This is a genomic window from Nonomuraea sp. NPDC050536 (assembly GCF_044457685.1).
In the GTDB taxonomy this organism is placed as follows: Bacteria; Actinomycetota; Actinomycetes; order Streptosporangiales; family Streptosporangiaceae; genus Nonomuraea.
Genome location: NZ_JBITHD010000016.1, coordinates 68659 through 84135 on the forward strand (window position 1 = coordinate 68659; position 15477 = coordinate 84135).

The following is a 15477-nucleotide window of genomic DNA, read 5'->3' on the forward strand; positions in this document are numbered from 1 at the left end:
TCACGACCCTTCCGCTGAATCGGGCGTGGCCGCCCGACCACGGCTGAGCCAACCGCGCAGTCGTTCGAGCAGACGGTCCACGTCGACCGGCTTGGGCACGTAATCGGACGCGCCCGAGGCGATGCTCTTCTCACGATCGCCCCGCATGACCTTAGCGGTCAACGCGATGATCGGCAGATCCGCGAACTGCGGCATGCGCCGGATGGCCGAGGTCGTGGCCCAGCCGTCCATCTCCGGCATCATGATGTCCATGAGCACCAGCGCGACGTCCTCGTTGCGTTCGAGCTGCTCGATGCCCTCCCTGCCGTTCTCGGCGTAGACCACGGTCGCGCCGTGCCGCTCGAGCACGCTGGTCAGCGCGAACACGTTGCGGATGTCGTCGTCGACGATGAGGATCTTCCTGCCGTTGAGCGGGTCGTCGCCCTGCCACTGGACGGCCTCGACCGGCGGCTCGACCAGCTCGGGCAGCGGCAGCTCGAGCGGCGGCTCCGGCGGCACGGTGGCGATGGGCTCGACCTCGATGGGCGAGGTGAGCAGCTTCCTGCGCGCCACGCCGCCGTCGGTGGCGGCCAGCGGGCCCAGGTAGGTCGCGGGCAGGAACAGCGTGAACGTGCTGCCGTTGCCCACCTCGCTCTCCACGTGGATCTCACCGCCGAGCAGCCTGGCGATGTCGCGGCAGATCGCCAGGCCCAGCCCGGTGCCGCCGTACTTGCGGCTGGTGGTGCCGTCGGCCTGGCGGAAGGCCTCGAAGATGACCTCCCGCTTGTCCGGCGCGATGCCGATGCCCGTGTCGATCACCTGGAAGGCCAGCACGTCGTTGGCCTCGTAGAGCGTCTCGTCGTCGTAGTCGGTGCCGGGCACGGCGGGTGCCACGCGCAGCTTGACCTCGCCCTTGGGGGTGAACTTGACCGCGTTGGCCAGCAGGTTGCGCAGCACCTGCTGCAGGCGCTGCTCGTCGGCGCGCAGCTCCTGCGGCACGCCCTCGTCCATCTCGACGGTGAAGGCCAGCCCCTTGTCCTGGGCCAGCGGCGCGAACGAGGCCTCCAGGTAGTCGACCAGCTTGTGCAGCGACAGCTGGATCGGGTGGATGTCCATCCGGCCGGCCTCGACCTTGGACAGGTCGAGCATGTCGTTGATCAGCTGGAGCAGCGCAGAACCCGAGCCGTGGATGGTCTTGGCGAACTCCACCTGCTGCGAGGTCAGGTTGCCCTCGGCGTTCTCGGTCAGCAGCTTGGCCAGCACGAGCAGGCTGTTGAGTGGCGTGCGCAGCTCGTGCGACATGTTGGCCAGGAACTCGTTCTTGTACCGCGAGGAGACCGCCAGCTGCTCGGCGCGCTCCTCCAGGGTGCGGCGGGCCTGCTCGATCTGGAAGTTCTGGATCTCGATGGCCCGGTTCTGCTTGGCCAGCAGCGCCGCCTTGTCCTCCAGCTCGGCGTTGGACCTGCGCAGCTCCTCCTGCTGGCGCTGCAGCTCGTCGGAGCGCTCCTGCAGCTCCCGGGTCAGGCGCTGCGACTCGGTCAGCAGGTCCTCGGTGCGGGAGTTGGCGATGATGGTGTTCATCGTGACGCCGATGTTCTCCACCAGCTGGGTCAGGAAGTCCAGGTGCACCTCGCCGAACGGGGTGAACGAGGCCAGCTCAAGCACGCCGAGCACGCGGCTTTCGAACAGGATGGGCAGCACCACGATCTGGGCGGGCGTCGACTGGCTGAGCCCGCTGTCGATGGTGATGTAGCGGGGCGGGACGTCGTCCAGGATGATGTGGCGGCCTTCGGCGGCCGCCTGGCCCACGATGCCCTCGCCGATGGCGAAGCGCTGGCGCGGTCCGCGGTCGGGACGCACGCCGTAACCGCCGATGAGCAGCAGCTCGTGCTCGCCCTCGGGATCCACGCCGTAGAAGGCGCCGTAGCGCGCCGACACCAGCGGCGTCAGCTCGCTCATCGTCAGCTTGGCCACTTCGAACAGGTCGCGGTGGCCCTGCATGAGGCGGGAGATACGGGCCAGGTTGGACTTGAGCCAGTCCTGCTCCTGGTTGGCCTGGGTGGTCTCGCGGAGGTTGGCCACCATCGAGTTGATGTTGTCCTTCAGCTCCGCCAGCTCGCCCTGCGCCTCGACGGCGATCGAGCGGGTCAGGTCGCCGCGGGCCACCGCGCTGGTGACCGTGGCGATCGCGCGCACCTGGGTGGTCAGGTTGCCGGCGAGCTCGTTCACGCTTTCGGTCAGGCGCTTCCAGGTGCCCTCGACGCCCTCGACGCGGGCCTGGCCGCCCAGCTGGCCCTCGGAACCCACCTCGCGGGCGACTCGGGTGACCTCGGAGGCGAACGACGACAGCTGGTCCACCATGCGGTTGATGGTGGTCTTCAGCGCCAGGATCTCGCCCTGGGCGTCCACGTCGATCTTGCGGGTCAGGTCGCCGTTGGCCACCGCGGTGGTGACCTCGGCGATGTTGCGCACCTGGCTGGTCAGGTTGTTGGCCATGAAGTTGACGTTGTCGGTGAGGTCCTTCCACACACCGGACACGCCCTGCACCCGCGCCTGGCCGCCCAGCTCGCCCTGCGTGCCCACCTCGCGGGCCACGCGGGTCACCTCGTCGGCGAAGGACGACAGCTGGTCGACCATCGTGTTGAGGGTGTCCTTGAGCTGGAGGATCTCGCCCTGCGCGTCGACGGTGATCTTCTTGGACAGGTTGCCCTGGGCCACCGCCGAGGAGACCGCCGCGATCTGCCGCACCTGGTTGGTCAGGTTGTTGGCCATGAAGTTGACGTTGTCGGTGAGGTCCTTCCACACGCCCGACACGCCGCGCACCTGGGCTTGGCCGCCCAGCTGGCCCTCGGTGCCCACCTCGCGGGCGACTCGGGTGACCTCGGAGGCGAACGACGACAGCTGGTCCACCATCGTGTTCATGGTCGACTTGAGCTCCAGGATCTCGCCCTGGGCGTCGACGTCGATCTTGCGGGTGAGGTCGCCGTTGGCCACGGCCGTGGTCACCTGGGCGATGTTGCGCACCTGGTAGGTGAGGTTGTTGGCCATGGAGTTGACGTTGTCCGTCAGCTCCTTCCACACGCCGGAGACGCCCTTCACCTCGGCGCGGCCGCCCAGCTTGCCCTCGGTGCCCACCTCGCGGGCGACCCGGCTCACCTCGTCGGCGAAGGACGACAGCTGGTCCACCATCGTGTTCATGGTGTCCTTCAGCTGCAGGATCTCGCCCTCGGCGTCGACGGTGATCTTCTTGGACAGGTCGCCCTTAGCCACCGCGGTCGCCACGGTGGCGATGCTGCGCACCTGGCTGGTGAGGTTGTTGGCCATGAAGTTGACGTTGTCGGTGAGGTCCTTCCAGACCCCGGACACGCCGCTCACCTGCGCCTGGCCGCCCAGCTGGCCCTCGGTGCCCACCTCGCGGGCCACGCGGGTGACCTCCTCGGCGAACCCCGACAGCTGGTCGACCATGGTGTTGACGGTGTTCTTCAGCTCGAACATCTCGCCCACGGCGTCGACCGTGACCTTGCGCGAAAGGTCGCCCTTGGCCACCGCGGTGGTCACGACCGCGATGTCGCGCACCTGCGCGGCCACGCGCGAGGACATCGTGTTCACGGCCTCGGTCAGGTCGCGCCAGCTGCCCGACATGCCGCGCAGGTTCGCGCTGCCGCCCAGCCGGCCCTCCGTGCCCGCCTCGCGGGCCACCCTGGTCACCTCGGAGTTGAACAGGGACAGCTGGTCGACCATGCCGTTGATGGCCTTGCCGAGCCGGCGCACCTCGCCCCTGGCGGAGCGGTCGAGGTCGATCCGCCGCGACAGGTCGCCCTTGGCCACCGCGTCGATGACGTCGGCGGCACCGCTGACCGGGCTCACCAGCGCGTCGATCAGCATGTTGACCGACTCGACGCTCTCCGCCCAGGCACCCACACCGGGACCCGGCGTCAGCCGCTCGCCGAAGCGCCCTTCCTTGACAACGTCCTTGCGCACCCGGGCGAGCTCGTTCGCCAGGTGCTCCCGCCGGTCGGCGACCTCGTTCAGCAGCAGCCGCACCTCACTCATGATCCCGGGAGGGGCATGCGGCACGCGCCGCCTGAAGTCGCCGTCGCGCCACGCGAAAAGGGTCTCGAGGATCGGGACCAGATCCGATTCGGTGTACGTCCTGTCTTCAGACGTGGGCGCGGTCTTGGCCGTTGCCATGGGGCCTCCTTCACTCCCGGGGTGCCGCCGCGAGTGATTCAAGTTTGTCACGATGGGTAGCCCGTAGTCCTGTCCTTGGATTTACCCCAAGTCAGTGGGAAGTGTGGTAGGCACGTGTGGATGACGTCTTCCCATGCGGTGCTTGCTGCCACCTTCGCCCCCGGCGAGACCGCTGTGCCGTCCGCGATCAGGTTCACCCGCGAGGTGATGACCGCGTGGGCGGCGGCCGGAGCGCTCCCTGTCGCGGAGCAGATCGCGGCGGAACTGGCAGGACAGAGCGTCGACGAACCTTTCGAAATCATCTGGAAGCATTTTGGCGACACGGTGCAGGTCGAGCTGAAACAGCGCGGCCTGCCGCAGGGCGATCCGAAGGCTCCCTCTGTCGAGGTCGAGGAGTGGGGAGTCACCTTTGCGGGTGAATCCCGTGTCCGATGGGCAAGGCTCACGCTACCTGGCTCGAGCGACAGAGTCGCATCCGAATGGCTGGAAGAGTCCGCCAGGGGCCCCCACTGGCTCGGATTCCTGGCGGATGCGAGCGACCTGCTGGCCGGGACGCTCGACCCCGACATGGTGCCCGCGATCATCGCCCAGATCGTGGTGCCCAGGCTGGCCAGCTGGTGCGGGGTCTACACCTCCGACTCGGCGGTCGGCCCGCTGCGCCTGGTCTATCTCTGGCACGCCGACGAGGCCAGGATCGACGGGCTGCGCGAGGAACTGAGCGAGCTGGACGTGTCCACCCCCGACACGACGGTGACCGCCACCTTCCACATGGGCGACTCCCAGGTCCTGGCCGTGCCGCTGACGGCGCGCGGCCGCGGGCTGGGGATGATGTGCCTGGGCCGTCCCGACCGCTTCGCCGACGATGTGATCCAGTTCGCCGAGGACATCGGCAGGCGCGCCGCGCTGGCCACGGACAACGCCCGCCTGTACGCCCAGCAGGCCGCCGCGAACCGGGCCCTGCAGCGCAGCCTGCTGCCGCCCAACGAGCCCGAGGTGCCCGGCCTGGACTACGGCGTCGTCTACGAGCCGGCCGGCGAGGCCAACGAGGTCGGTGGCGACTTCTACGACCTGTTCAAGGCCGGCGACGAGTCCTGGCGCTTCGCCATCGGCGACGTCTGCGGCACGGGCCCCGAGGCCGCCGCCGTCACCGGCCTGGCGCGCCACACGCTGCGGCTGCTCGCCCGCGAGGGGTACGGCGTGGCCGCGGTGCTTGGCCGCCTGAACCAGGCGATCCTGGAGGAGGGGGAGCGGGCCAGGTTCCTGACCCTGCTGCACGGCGACATCACCCCGGTGTCCGACGGGCTGGAGGTCAGGCTGGTGTCCGCCGGCCATCCGGAGGCGCTTCGGCTCAGCCAGGGAGGCGTCGTGGAGATCGTGACGACCCCGCAGTCGCTGCTGGGCGTCTTCTCCGAGGTGGTGTTCGAGGCCGACACCATCCACCTCGACCCCGGTGACGTGCTGCTGGCCGTGACGGACGGGGTGACCGAGCGGCGCTCGGGCGGGCGGCTGCTCGACGACGACGGCGGGCTGTCCAAGCTGCTCGCCGAGTGCGCGGGGCTGTCGGCCAGAGCCGTCGCGGAGCGGATCCGCAGGGGCGCGGCCGACTTCGCCGCCGAGCCGAGCGCCGACGACCTGGCGATCCTGGTACTGCGCGCCCGCTGACAGCGGTACGGCACGCCGCGTCGGGACGCGGCGTGCCGTAAGGAAGGGGGCGGGGGTCAGTTGCGCTCGACCGTGTCCTCCAGCACGATGCGGCCGATGATGGCGTACTTCTGCGGGTTGCGGGCCTTCAGGTACAGGGCCGTGCCCGCCCCCGCCAGCGCCAGGACCACGACGATCCACGGGATGGCGTGGAAGAAGGCCGTGTTGGACGCGACGTCACCGGCGGCCGCCTTCTGGTTCTGGAACAGCAGGAAGACCACGTAGGCCATGGACAGGCCGCCGACCAGCGGCGCTACCAGGGTGCGCCAGAAGTTGGCGGTCTCCGGGTGGCGCTTCTTGATGTGGAAGTAGCCGATCACCGAGAACGAGCAGAGCGTCTGCACGATCAGGATGGCCAGCGTGCCCAGCACCGCCAGCAGCGTGTAGATGTGCTCGTAGGGCAGCATCCCGGCGAAGAAGAACGCCAGCACGATGACCACCGAGACCGCCGTCTGGACGAACCCGGCGATGTGCGGGGAGCCGTGTGTCGGGTGCGTCTTGCCGAGGGTGCTGGCCGTACCGGGGATGAGGTTCTCCCTGCCCATCGCGTACAGGTAGCGGGCGGCGCAGTTGTGGAAGGCCATCGAGCAGGCGAACGAGCCGGTCAGGATGAGGATCTTGAACAGGAGCACCGCCCAGTGGCCGACGAGCGTCTCGGTGGGGTTGAAGAAGATCCCGGCGAACTCCTTGGCCGCGGTGGCCGGGGCGGTGTGGCCGTTGGCGGCGACCGTCATCCACGACACGAACGTGTAGAACAGGCCGATGCCGACCACCGAGACAAGCGTGGCGATCGGGATGATCTTCTTGGGCTCGCGGGACTCCTCGCCGTACATGGCGGTGGATTCGAAGCCCACCCACGACCAGAAGCACATGAACAGGCCCAGACCCACCGAGCCGACGTCCATTCCGGTCACCCGGAAGGCGTTGGCGGGGTTGAGGGTGCCGGCCATGAGGCCGTCGGGGCCGCCGCCGTGCAGGAGCGTCACGACAGCGGTCAGGCCGAGCATGAAGATCTCGGTGATCAGGAAGACGCCCAGCACCTTGGCGGTGAGGTTGATGTCGAAATAGGTGAGAAGCATGTTCAGCGCCAGGCCGAACATGGCGAACCAGAGCCAGTGGATGTCAAGCCCGAACAGGGTCTTGAAGGTGTCGTTGGCCTGGTAGGCGAAGAAGCCGATGATCGAGGCCTCGAAGACCACGTAGGCCATCGTCGCCAGCAGGCCTGCCACCATGCCGACGACCTGACCCAGGCCGTGGGAGATGTATCCGTAGAAGGCGCCGGCCGCGGTGATGTGCTTGGCCATTGCGGTGTAGCCGACTGAGAAGATCGTCAGCACGATCGTCGCGAACAGGTAGGCCGCCGGGACGCCGGTCCCGTTGCCGGCCCCGACCACGATCGGCACGTTGCCGGTCATGGCGGTGATGGGGGCGGCCGTGGCTACGGCCATGAAGATGACGCCGATCAGGCCGACGGCGTCCTTCTTCAACCGGCTGACGGGGGCTGTCTCGGTTGATGTGGTGCTCAATGTGCGCCCTCCTGCTGACAGCGCTGGGGAGTTTGGGTCGCGATGCTGTCACAGTGTTCAGGGCGACATACAAGAAGGTTGGAACGCCCAACCTCTTACGACATGTCAGTAGATAGTCCAATAACGGCGTGAATGTAATTGCCTATTGGGACTTTAGGTGCTTTCGTGCGAAATCGAGCTGGACGGCGATCTGAGTGATCCTTTCGGAGACCACCAGCGATCCGCGCACCGCGTCGTAGGTGTAGACCTCGTGCTCCAGGCCGTGCTCGGCCAGCTTGGCCACGTACTTCTCGATCTGGCGCAGCGGGCAGCGGGTGTCGTTCTCCCCGGCCAGGATCAGCACCGGCGCCTCGACGCGGTTCACGTAGGTGATCGGGGAGCTGGCCGCGTAGCGTTCGGGCTGTTCGTCGGGGGAGCCGCCGAGCAGGGCCCGGTGGTAGGCGCGCAGGCTCTCGGCCTCGTCCTCGTAGGAGGTCTCGTGGCAGGCGATGGGCACCGCGGCGATGCCCGCGGCCCACAGCTCCGGCTGGGTGCCCAGGCCGAGCAGCGTCAGGTAGCCGCCCCAGGCGGTGCCCGCCAGCAGGGTCCTGGCGGGGTCGGCGATGCCGCGGGTGACCACCCACTCGCGCACCGCCGCCACGTCGGCCAGTTCGATGTGCCCGACCTCGCCGCGCAGCGCGTCGCGCCAGGCCGAGCCGTATCCCGTCGAGCCGCGGTAGTTCACCCTGACCACCGCGAACCCGGCGTCCACCCAGGCCGCGACCTCGGCCGAGAACGAGTCGCGGTCGTGCAAGGTGGGCCCGCCGTGCAGCAGGAAGACCGCGGGGAACGGCGCCGTGCCGCCCTCGGGCCGCGAGATCAGCGCGTGGATGCGGCCACCGGGTCCGTCGACGTCGACGTCCTCGACGGGGACGCTCGGCGGGGCGGCGGGGCCGCCGGAGTTGATCACGACCTGCCCGTTGCTCGAGCGGATCACGGGCGGGCGGGAGGCGCTCGACCAGGAGTACTCGACGTTGCCGCCGGGCCTGGGCACGGCCTCGTCGATCACGCCGTGCGGCGTCTCGATCGGCATCAGCCCGCCGCCCGCCAGGTCGTAGCGGTGCAGGTAGCTGCGGGCCCGGTCGTCGCGCAGGATCAGCAGGCCGCGGCCGTCGTCGTACCATTCGGCGGCCAGATCGCCGGCGTCCCTGAGCCAGATCTCGCGCTGCTCGCCGGTCACCGGGTCCCACACCAGCGGCTCGTGGCGGTGGCGCCGCTCGTGCAGCGCGAGCAGCCGCCGGTCGCCCATGACGGGGGCGAAGCGGAGCCCGATCACGCCCTTGCCCTGGCCGTCGTACAGCTCGCCGACGATCTCACCGCACTGCTTGACCACCCTGAGCGCGGGGTGCCGGAAGTCGCCGTACTCCCCGTGGTTGATCGCGATCAGGGAGCCGTCCAGGGACATGTCGGTGACCCAGGCGGCCTCCACGTTCTCGTACAGCAGCCGCGACGGCTCGCCGTGCTGGATCACGTGGATGCGGAAGGCGCCCTCGCTGGCCAGGCTGAGCGCCGCGGTGCCCGTCGTGGAAAGCGCGATGCCGCCCGGCTGGCCGGGCGGCAGGTCGGGGGCCACCAGTTCGTCGGGGCCGCCGCCGAAGGGCTGGCGCCACCAGCTGCCGAACTCGTCGCCGTCGGTGTCGGCGAACCAGTAGATCCACTGGCCGGTGGGCTCGATCGCGGCGTGTGCGGTCCCCTTGGGCTGCTCCGTGACCTGCCGGGTGATGCCGGTGGCACGGTCCCACGCGTAGACCTCCCAGGTCCCGGTGGCGTTGGAGCGGTAGACCGAGCGGTTGGGGGCCTTGCGCGCCCACATGGGCAGCGTCGCGCGGGACGCGCGGAACCTGGCCTGCCAACGTTCTTCGGCTTTCATCCTGCGCGCCCCCCTCCCTCTCGCACCCCGCCTCCCAGGCGTGGGTTGCCGTCCAGTATTGCGCCTGTCTCGCGGAAATTATCAGGGAATGTGAGGGAATTTCGGACTAAATGCCTCATCAGTAACACGAGCCTCAGATGTCCGTCAAGGAACAGCGCTTGCCGACGGCGCCGTTTCGAAGATAGACAGGTTGAACTCTGCTGTCACCAGCACTTTCTCTGGATTTCCCGCGGCGTTCTGAGAGATATATCCGGAGATTCGCCTCTCGAGTTCGGCCGCATCAGTGTGCCACGCGCTCGGACCCATCCCGACCACCTCGCTCACCTCCGCTCCGGTCAACTCCAGATCGAAGGCGACCTCGCGGCGGGAGATCTCGCTGAAGCCGGGCAGGCTGCGGGCCAGCCTCCGTTCCTTGTCCTCGTCCACCGACAGCAGGCCGAGCTCGTCGACCAGCGGCCGCAGGTGCCCGGGGCCCGGCGTCACCACGACCAGCGCGCCGCCCGGCCGCAGGATGCGCGCGAACTCGGGCCCGTTCCTGGGAGCGAACACGTTCAGCACGGCGTCGGCCACCCCGTCGGCGATCGGCAGCGGCTGCCACACGTCGGCGACGAAGGCCCCCACACGCCCGGGGATCCGCGCCGCCCGCTTGATCGCATGCTTGGAGACGTCGAAGGCGATCCCGGCCGCGTCGCCGAGTACGGCGTGCAGGTAGTAGCCGGTGCCCGCCCCGGCGTCCACGATCACACCGGCCTGGCCCACCGTCTCGGCGAGCGCGCGAGCCAGCGGCGCGTAGTGCCCGGCTTCGAGGAAGGCGGCCCTGGCGGCGACCATCTCGGCGCTGTCGGCGGTGCCAGGCGGGCGCGATCCCACGAGCAGGCTCACATAGCCCTGCTTGGCGATGTCGAAGGAGTGCCCGGCGGCGCACCGCACGACGCCGGCGCCCATTGCCAGCCCGGCTCGGCAGACGGGACAGACCAGGTATCGCGTGATGTCGGACAGCATGTACCAAGGATCCCGCGCGCCGTGGCGGCGGGCGACCGTCCCCGACTCGCCGTGAGCGCCGGACGCGGGTCGTCAGCCGAAGTGCGGCGGGCGGCGGGTGGTGTGGCCTGCCGTACGAGATCTCTATGCGGTCAGGGCGGCGGCGCGGAGGAACGCGGAATTGCTCGGGGTTTCGCGGAGCTTGTCCACCAGGAGCTGGAGCCCCTGCTGCTTGTCCAGCGCGCCGAGCATGCGGCGCAGTTTCCACACGACCTGCTGCTCGTCGCGCGGGAGGAGGATCTCCTCACGGCGGGTACCGGAGGCGTCCAGGTCGACGGCGGGGAAGATGCGGCGCTCGGCCAGGTCGCGGGTGAGGTGGATCTCCATGTTGCCGGTGCCCTTGAACTCCTCGTAGAGGCTGTTGTCCAGGCGGGAACCGGTGTCGACCAGGGCGGTGGCCAGGATGGTGAGGGAGCCGCCGCCCTGGACGTTGCGGGCGGCGCCGAAGAAGCGCTTGGGCGGGTAGAGCGCGGTGGCGTCCAGGCCACCGGTCAGCACGCGCCCACCGCCGGGGGCGAGGTTGTTGTAGGCCCGGCCCAGCCTGGTCAGCGAGTCGAGCAGCAGGACGACGTCCTTGCCGGATTCGACCAGCCGCTTGGCCCGCTCGATGGCGAGCTCGGCGATGGCGGCGTGGTCGCGGTCGGGATGGTCGAAGGTGGAGTGGAACACCTCGCCCTGGATGGAGGCACGCATCTCGGTGACCTCCTCGGGGCGTTCCCCGACGAGCAGCACCATGAGGTGCACCTCAGGGTGGTTGCCGGCGATCGCGGCGGCCAGCGCCTGCAGGACCATGGTCTTGCCGGCCTTGGGCGGGGCCACGATCAGGCCGCGCTGCCCCTTGCCGATGGGGGCGAACAGATCGATGACGCGGGTGCTGAGCGACTCGGTCTCGATGTGCAGGCGTTCTGTGGGGTGGATGGGGGTCAGGTCGTTGAAGCTCGGCCGCTCGCGCCAGGACGTGGCGCCGTTGACGGCTTCGACCTGGACCAGCTTGTTGCCGGCGACCAGCGCTTCGACCTGGTCTCCCGGGCGCAGGCCCAGCTGCTTGACCCGGTCGGGAGGCAGCCGGACGTCGTCAGGCCCGGGCAGGTGCCCGGTTCTCAGGAACGCGGACTTCTCGCGCACGTCGAGCAGGCCGCTGGCCTGCCTGGTGGGCGCGTTTTCACGTGGTTTGGGAATGGTGGAAACAGACATGATGGAACCCCTTGAGGGTGCGCCGAACCGGTCGGCGTAGGGTGGAAAACGGCGAACGAGCCCTCAACACGGGCAGGTTTGCCGGATGGATCAGCGGAGCTAAGGCTCAACGCTGCTCGAAACGTATCACACGTTTCGAGCTATGCAACGCCTAGCCCTCCTGGGCTATTCCCGGGCGGTTTCCGGCTGGTTCGACCACGGGGTCGATGACCGGTTGCGCAAAATGTTTCCCCCATCGGTTTGTCAAGCAGGCTGCAGGGCCGCTGCAAACCGTTGAGGGTTACATAGGGACAACGAAGTCCAAGGGGGATGCCATGAACACCAACACCCGCTGTCCGCGGTGCCACGGCGAGCTCGACGAGGGCCCGATCATGTACCGGTGCAACCACTGCCGGCGTGCCGTGTTCGCCGCCGACCTCGAGAACGAGTACGTTCCGCGCGAGCCCGTCGCGGCCTAATCTGGGCGGATGCCGCACAAGCCAAGAATCGTGGCCGGCGTCGAGGTGACGCCTCTCTGCGACGCCACGGGCCCGATGGGCGATGCGATCCGCCGTCCGCTCGCCGAGCTGTTTCCCGGCTCGAATGCGCCGGACGAGGCCTGGGTCCTGCACTTCCACTGCTTCCTGCTGCGCGACCCGCGCGGCCGCACCACGCTGGTCGACACCGGCATCGGCGCGGCCGACTCGCCCGCCGCGAGCTGGGCGCCGGTGCCCGGTACGCTGGCCGCTGAGCTGGCCGCCGCGGGCGTCACGCCCGCCGAGGTCGACACCGTCGTCCTGACGCACCTGCACAGCGACCATGCCGGCGGCGCCGTCGCCGACGGCCGCCCGGTCTTCGGCAACGCCAGGTACGTCCTGCAGCGCGATGAGCTCGACGCGGCCCGCGGCCCGATGCTCGACCATGTCATCACGCCGCTCAAGGACCACCTGCACGTGGTCGAGGGCCAGTCCGAGGTCGCGCCCGGCGTGCGCGTGCACCTGGCCCCCGGGCACACGCCCGGCCACCAGATCGTCCGGGTGGGCGAGGTGGCCATGACCGGCGACCTCGTGCTCCACCCCGTCCAGCTGGCGGACCCGGCCGTCCGCTACCTCTACGACGACGACCAGGTCCACGCCGCCAGGACCAGGTCAGAGCTGCTCGAGGCGCTGCGTGCCGAGCACGCCGTGCTGGCCACCGCCCATTTCGCCGACCCGTTCGTGGAGCTGTGAGCGTGGACGATTTCTGGTCTTCTGTGCACCGCGTGGTGACGGGAGCGGGCGCCTACATCACCGATGAGCGGGGCAGGGCCCTGCTGGTCAAGCCCAACTACCGCGACCACTGGAGCTTCACCGGCGGGATCATCGACGAGGGCGAGCACCCCGCCCAGGCTTGCGCCAGGGAGATCGGCGAGGAGATCGGCCTCGACCTCCCGGTGGGCCAGTTGCTGACCGTCCAGTGGTCGCACAACCTGGCCCACATCCCGTATGCGCTGGTCAACTTCATGTTCGACTGCGGCACCATCCCCGCCGACACGCCCATCCGGCTGCAGGCCGAAGAGCTGGACGACTACGGCTTCTTCAGTCACGAAGAAGCCAAGGACCTGATGATCGACTTCGCCCACGACCGCCTGCTGGCCGCTGCCAGGGCGCGCCAGACCGGCGAGCTGGTCTACCTACCGCCCGCTGAGGGCGGGCTGATCGGCTAGCAGCCCGTACGGCAGAGCCACGCTGGCCGACAGGCCCCCGTACGGCGAGGGCATCAGCCTGACCTTGATGCCGTGCCTGGCGGCCAGCCGCCCGACCACGAACAGCCCGAGCCGATCGCTCTGCGCCAGGTCGAACTCCGGCCTCTCGGCCAGCCGGGCGTTGAGCTGGTCGAGCTCCTCCTTGGCCAGCCCCAGCCCGCGGTCCTCGATCTCGACGGTCACGCCGTAAGGCGACGTCGTGGTCCGCAGGTCGACCCTGGTCTGCGGCGGCGAGAACAGCGTGGCGTTCTCCACCAGCTCGGCCACCAGGTGGGCCACGTCGGTGACGCACGCGCCCGTCAGCGCCACCGGGGGAGGCGGTAGCACCTCGACCCGTGGGTACTCCTCGACCTCGGCGACCGCGGCGCGCAGCACGTCCAGCAGCGGCACCGGGTTGCGCCAGCCGCGGCCGGGCGCCTGGTCGGACAGGATGATGAGGCTCTCGGCGTGCCTGCGCATGCGGGTGGTGAGGTGGTCGAGCTTGAACAGCTCCTCCAGCGTCTCCGGCTCCTCCGTGCTGCGCTCCATGCCGTCCAGCTGCAGCAGCTGGCGATGCAGCAGCGACTGGTTGCGCCTGGCCAGGTTGACGAAGACCTGGCTGACGCCGTGCCGCAGGCGGGCCTGGCTCACCGCGGCCTCCACCGCGGTGGTCTGGACGCTGTTGAAGGCGTGCACGATGTCGCGCACCTCGGACGTCTCGACCTTGACCTCCAGCGGCGGCACCTCGGCGGCCACGGGTGCGCCCGGGTTGGCGTGCAGCCGCTCGACGAGGCCGGCCAGCCGTACCTCGGCCAGCTCGATCGCGGCGTCGCGCAGGCCGGCCAGCTCGCGCACCAGGCGGCGGCGGAAACGCAGCGACAGCAGGATGGAGGCCACCACGGCCAGCAGGCCCAGCCCGCCGGCGACGCCGATCTTGACGAGGATGCCGGTGGCGGCGGGCCGCATCCTGGCCTGGACCGCCCGGTCGGCCGCGGACTGCTCGCGCTCGACCAGTGCCCACAGGTTGCTGCCGTCGACCGGCCAGGTGGCGGCCGCGGCGGGCAGGCCGTTGGTGGCGGCCTGGCCCTTGATGGCGTCCTCGGTCGTGAGGAACTCGCGGTAGGCGGGCGATTCGACCAGCCGGTCGTAGGCCCCGCGCAGCCGCCCGTCGAGGTGGGACATCGCCTGGGCGTACAGCAGGCGCCGGGTGGCGACCATGCCGGTGAACGCCTCCCGCTCGAGCCTGTCCACCCTGGCCTCGGCGAGCACCTCGACGATGATGGCCCGCTCCCTGGACAGCTGCTCCTTGGCCTCGCGCAGCATCGCGACGGCCCGCGCCTGCCGGTACAGCGACACGTCGGGCACCAGGATCATCGCGTCGTTCAGCCGGAACGCGGCGTCGAGGATCTGGTTGAACCCCTCGATCACGATGATCATGTCGGGCCTGCCGTCGGTCGTCCCGCGGACCTTCGGCAGCGTGGCGAGCTTGCCGTACAGCTGGGTGAGCCGGTCACCCAGCTCGGGGGAGTTGCCGGCGAGCCTGCGGAAGGTGGCGATCGCGGCGTCGGTCTGCGCGCGCTGCTTGGTCAGCTCGGGCCTGGCGCGCGTGCCCGCCAGGAACTCCACCGAGGCCAGGCGCTCGTTCTGCAGCTGCTCGGTGACCTGATCCGCGGGCGTGGCCAGGTTCTGCCGCATGTCGTCGATCTGCAGCAGCCGCAGCCCGTCGCCGCCCGTGAGCCCCGCCGCGAACGCCCACAGGCCGACCAGCGACATGAGCGGGACGAACAGCAGGACCAGGAGCTTGACGGCGATGGGGCGACCACGCTTGGGGGGCATGCGACCTCCTGAGATCGCATCGCAGCGTACACCCCACGATCAATGGGTGTCGTCAGCTCCGCCCGCCACGAGCCGATCGCTCGCCGGTTGCGGTTTGCGCTTCTCGTACGCCCGCGCGGTGCGCAGCGCCCGGTGCCGCCTGACCGAGCGGACCGACCCGGAACTCATCATCCACAACCCCAGCGCGAGCAGGAACATGGCCAGCGCACCCGCCAGGAACATCTCCTGTCCGGTCGGCGCGAGGGTGTAACCGAAAGCCGTGTAGGCGGGACCCGGCTGCGTGATCACCAGGAAGACGCCGCCACACGAGACCAGGACTAACAGCAGACCAATTACGATCATCGAACTCACTCCTCGTGGTCAAGAGCCAATCCCCTCTGCCCACGCGGAATCGGTGT

General features: G+C 69.4%; 11 protein-coding genes. 4 read left to right on the forward strand and 7 right to left on the reverse strand.

What is annotated here, in order from left to right:
* Positions 1–4170, reverse strand: coding sequence for a HAMP domain-containing protein (locus ACIBHX_RS36225; RefSeq protein WP_397071943.1), 4170 nt, complete (start codon positions 4168–4170; stop codon positions 1–3).
* A 120-nt stretch (positions 4171–4290) separates the two neighbouring features.
* Between ACIBHX_RS36225 and ACIBHX_RS36230 the strand changes: the two genes are divergently transcribed.
* Complete coding sequence (locus ACIBHX_RS36230; RefSeq protein ID WP_397071944.1) at positions 4291–5832, forward strand: PP2C family protein-serine/threonine phosphatase; 1542 nt, start codon at positions 4291–4293, stop codon at positions 5830–5832.
* Between the two features lie 56 nt (positions 5833–5888).
* Here the strand turns inward: ACIBHX_RS36230 and ACIBHX_RS36235 are convergent, their stop codons facing one another.
* The 4 genes from ACIBHX_RS36235 to rho form a co-directional block, all read right to left on the reverse strand.
* Positions 5889–7397, reverse strand: a complete 1509-nt coding sequence (locus ACIBHX_RS36235) for an APC family permease (protein ID WP_397071945.1) — start codon at positions 7395–7397, stop codon at positions 5889–5891.
* A 142-nt stretch (positions 7398–7539) separates the two neighbouring features.
* Positions 7540–9306 (reverse strand): S9 family peptidase, encoded by a 1767-nt coding sequence (locus ACIBHX_RS36240; RefSeq protein ID WP_397071946.1) that lies wholly within the window; start codon positions 9304–9306, stop codon positions 7540–7542.
* 144 nt (positions 9307–9450) lie between these two features.
* Complete coding sequence (locus ACIBHX_RS36245) at positions 9451–10308, reverse strand: putative RNA methyltransferase (RefSeq protein ID WP_397071947.1); 858 nt, start codon at positions 10306–10308, stop codon at positions 9451–9453.
* Positions 10309–10431: 123 nt separating this feature from the next.
* Complete coding sequence (gene rho / locus ACIBHX_RS36250; protein WP_397071948.1) at positions 10432–11541, reverse strand: transcription termination factor Rho; 1110 nt, start codon at positions 11539–11541, stop codon at positions 10432–10434.
* Between the two features lie 314 nt (positions 11542–11855).
* Between rho and ACIBHX_RS36255 the strand changes: the two genes are divergently transcribed.
* Genes ACIBHX_RS36255 through ACIBHX_RS36265 form a run of 3 tightly spaced genes read left to right on the forward strand, consistent with a single transcriptional unit; the run spans position 11856 to position 13225 of the window.
* The gene (locus ACIBHX_RS36255; protein WP_397071949.1) at positions 11856–11999 is read left to right on the forward strand and encodes a hypothetical protein; all 144 of its coding nucleotides are present in this window, start codon (positions 11856–11858) and stop codon (positions 11997–11999) included.
* A 9-nt stretch (positions 12000–12008) separates the two neighbouring features.
* On the forward strand, positions 12009–12749 hold the full coding sequence (locus tag ACIBHX_RS36260; RefSeq protein WP_397071950.1) for an MBL fold metallo-hydrolase: 741 nt from the start codon (positions 12009–12011) through the stop codon (positions 12747–12749).
* A complete protein-coding gene (locus ACIBHX_RS36265; RefSeq protein ID WP_397071951.1) occupies positions 12746–13225 on the forward strand; it encodes an NUDIX domain-containing protein in 480 nt (159 codons plus the stop codon). Before ACIBHX_RS36260 ends, ACIBHX_RS36265 begins: the two co-directional genes overlap by 4 nt.
* Here the strand turns inward: ACIBHX_RS36265 and ACIBHX_RS36270 are convergent.
* Both ACIBHX_RS36270 and ACIBHX_RS36275 read right to left on the reverse strand, forming a co-directional pair.
* A complete protein-coding gene (locus tag ACIBHX_RS36270; protein ID WP_397071952.1) occupies positions 13193–15079 on the reverse strand; it encodes a nitrate- and nitrite sensing domain-containing protein in 1887 nt (628 codons plus the stop codon). The two genes, ACIBHX_RS36265 and ACIBHX_RS36270, sit on opposite strands and share 33 nt — an antisense overlap.
* 39 nt (positions 15080–15118) lie before the next feature.
* Positions 15119–15421: a hypothetical protein gene (locus ACIBHX_RS36275; RefSeq protein WP_397071953.1), complete on the reverse strand. Its 303-nt coding sequence runs from the start codon at positions 15419–15421 to the stop codon at positions 15119–15121.
* Positions 15422–15477: the final 56 nt, after the last annotated feature.

What these genes read in the sequence shown, in the direction of transcription:
- ACIBHX_RS36225 (WP_397071943.1), bottom strand. Translation starts at nt 4,170, where the DNA reads ATGGCAACGGCCAAGACCGCGCCCACGTCTGAAGACAGGACGTACACC.
- ACIBHX_RS36230 (WP_397071944.1), top strand. Translation starts at nt 4,291, where the DNA reads ATGACGTCTTCCCATGCGGTGCTTGCTGCCACCTTCGCCCCCGGCGAG.
- ACIBHX_RS36240 (WP_397071946.1), bottom strand. Translation starts at nt 9,306, where the DNA reads ATGAAAGCCGAAGAACGTTGGCAGGCCAGGTTCCGCGCGTCCCGCGCG.
- ACIBHX_RS36275 (WP_397071953.1), bottom strand. Translation starts at nt 15,421, where the DNA reads ATGATCGTAATTGGTCTGCTGTTAGTCCTGGTCTCGTGTGGCGGCGTC.
- ACIBHX_RS36270 (WP_397071952.1), bottom strand. Translation starts at nt 15,079, where the DNA reads ATGCCCCCCAAGCGTGGTCGCCCCATCGCCGTCAAGCTCCTGGTCCTG.
- ACIBHX_RS36245 (WP_397071947.1), bottom strand. Translation starts at nt 10,308, where the DNA reads ATGCTGTCCGACATCACGCGATACCTGGTCTGTCCCGTCTGCCGAGCC.
- rho (WP_397071948.1), bottom strand. Translation starts at nt 11,541, where the DNA reads ATGTCTGTTTCCACCATTCCCAAACCACGTGAAAACGCGCCCACCAGG.
- ACIBHX_RS36255 (WP_397071949.1), top strand. Translation starts at nt 11,856, where the DNA reads ATGAACACCAACACCCGCTGTCCGCGGTGCCACGGCGAGCTCGACGAG.
- ACIBHX_RS36260 (WP_397071950.1), top strand. Translation starts at nt 12,009, where the DNA reads ATGCCGCACAAGCCAAGAATCGTGGCCGGCGTCGAGGTGACGCCTCTC.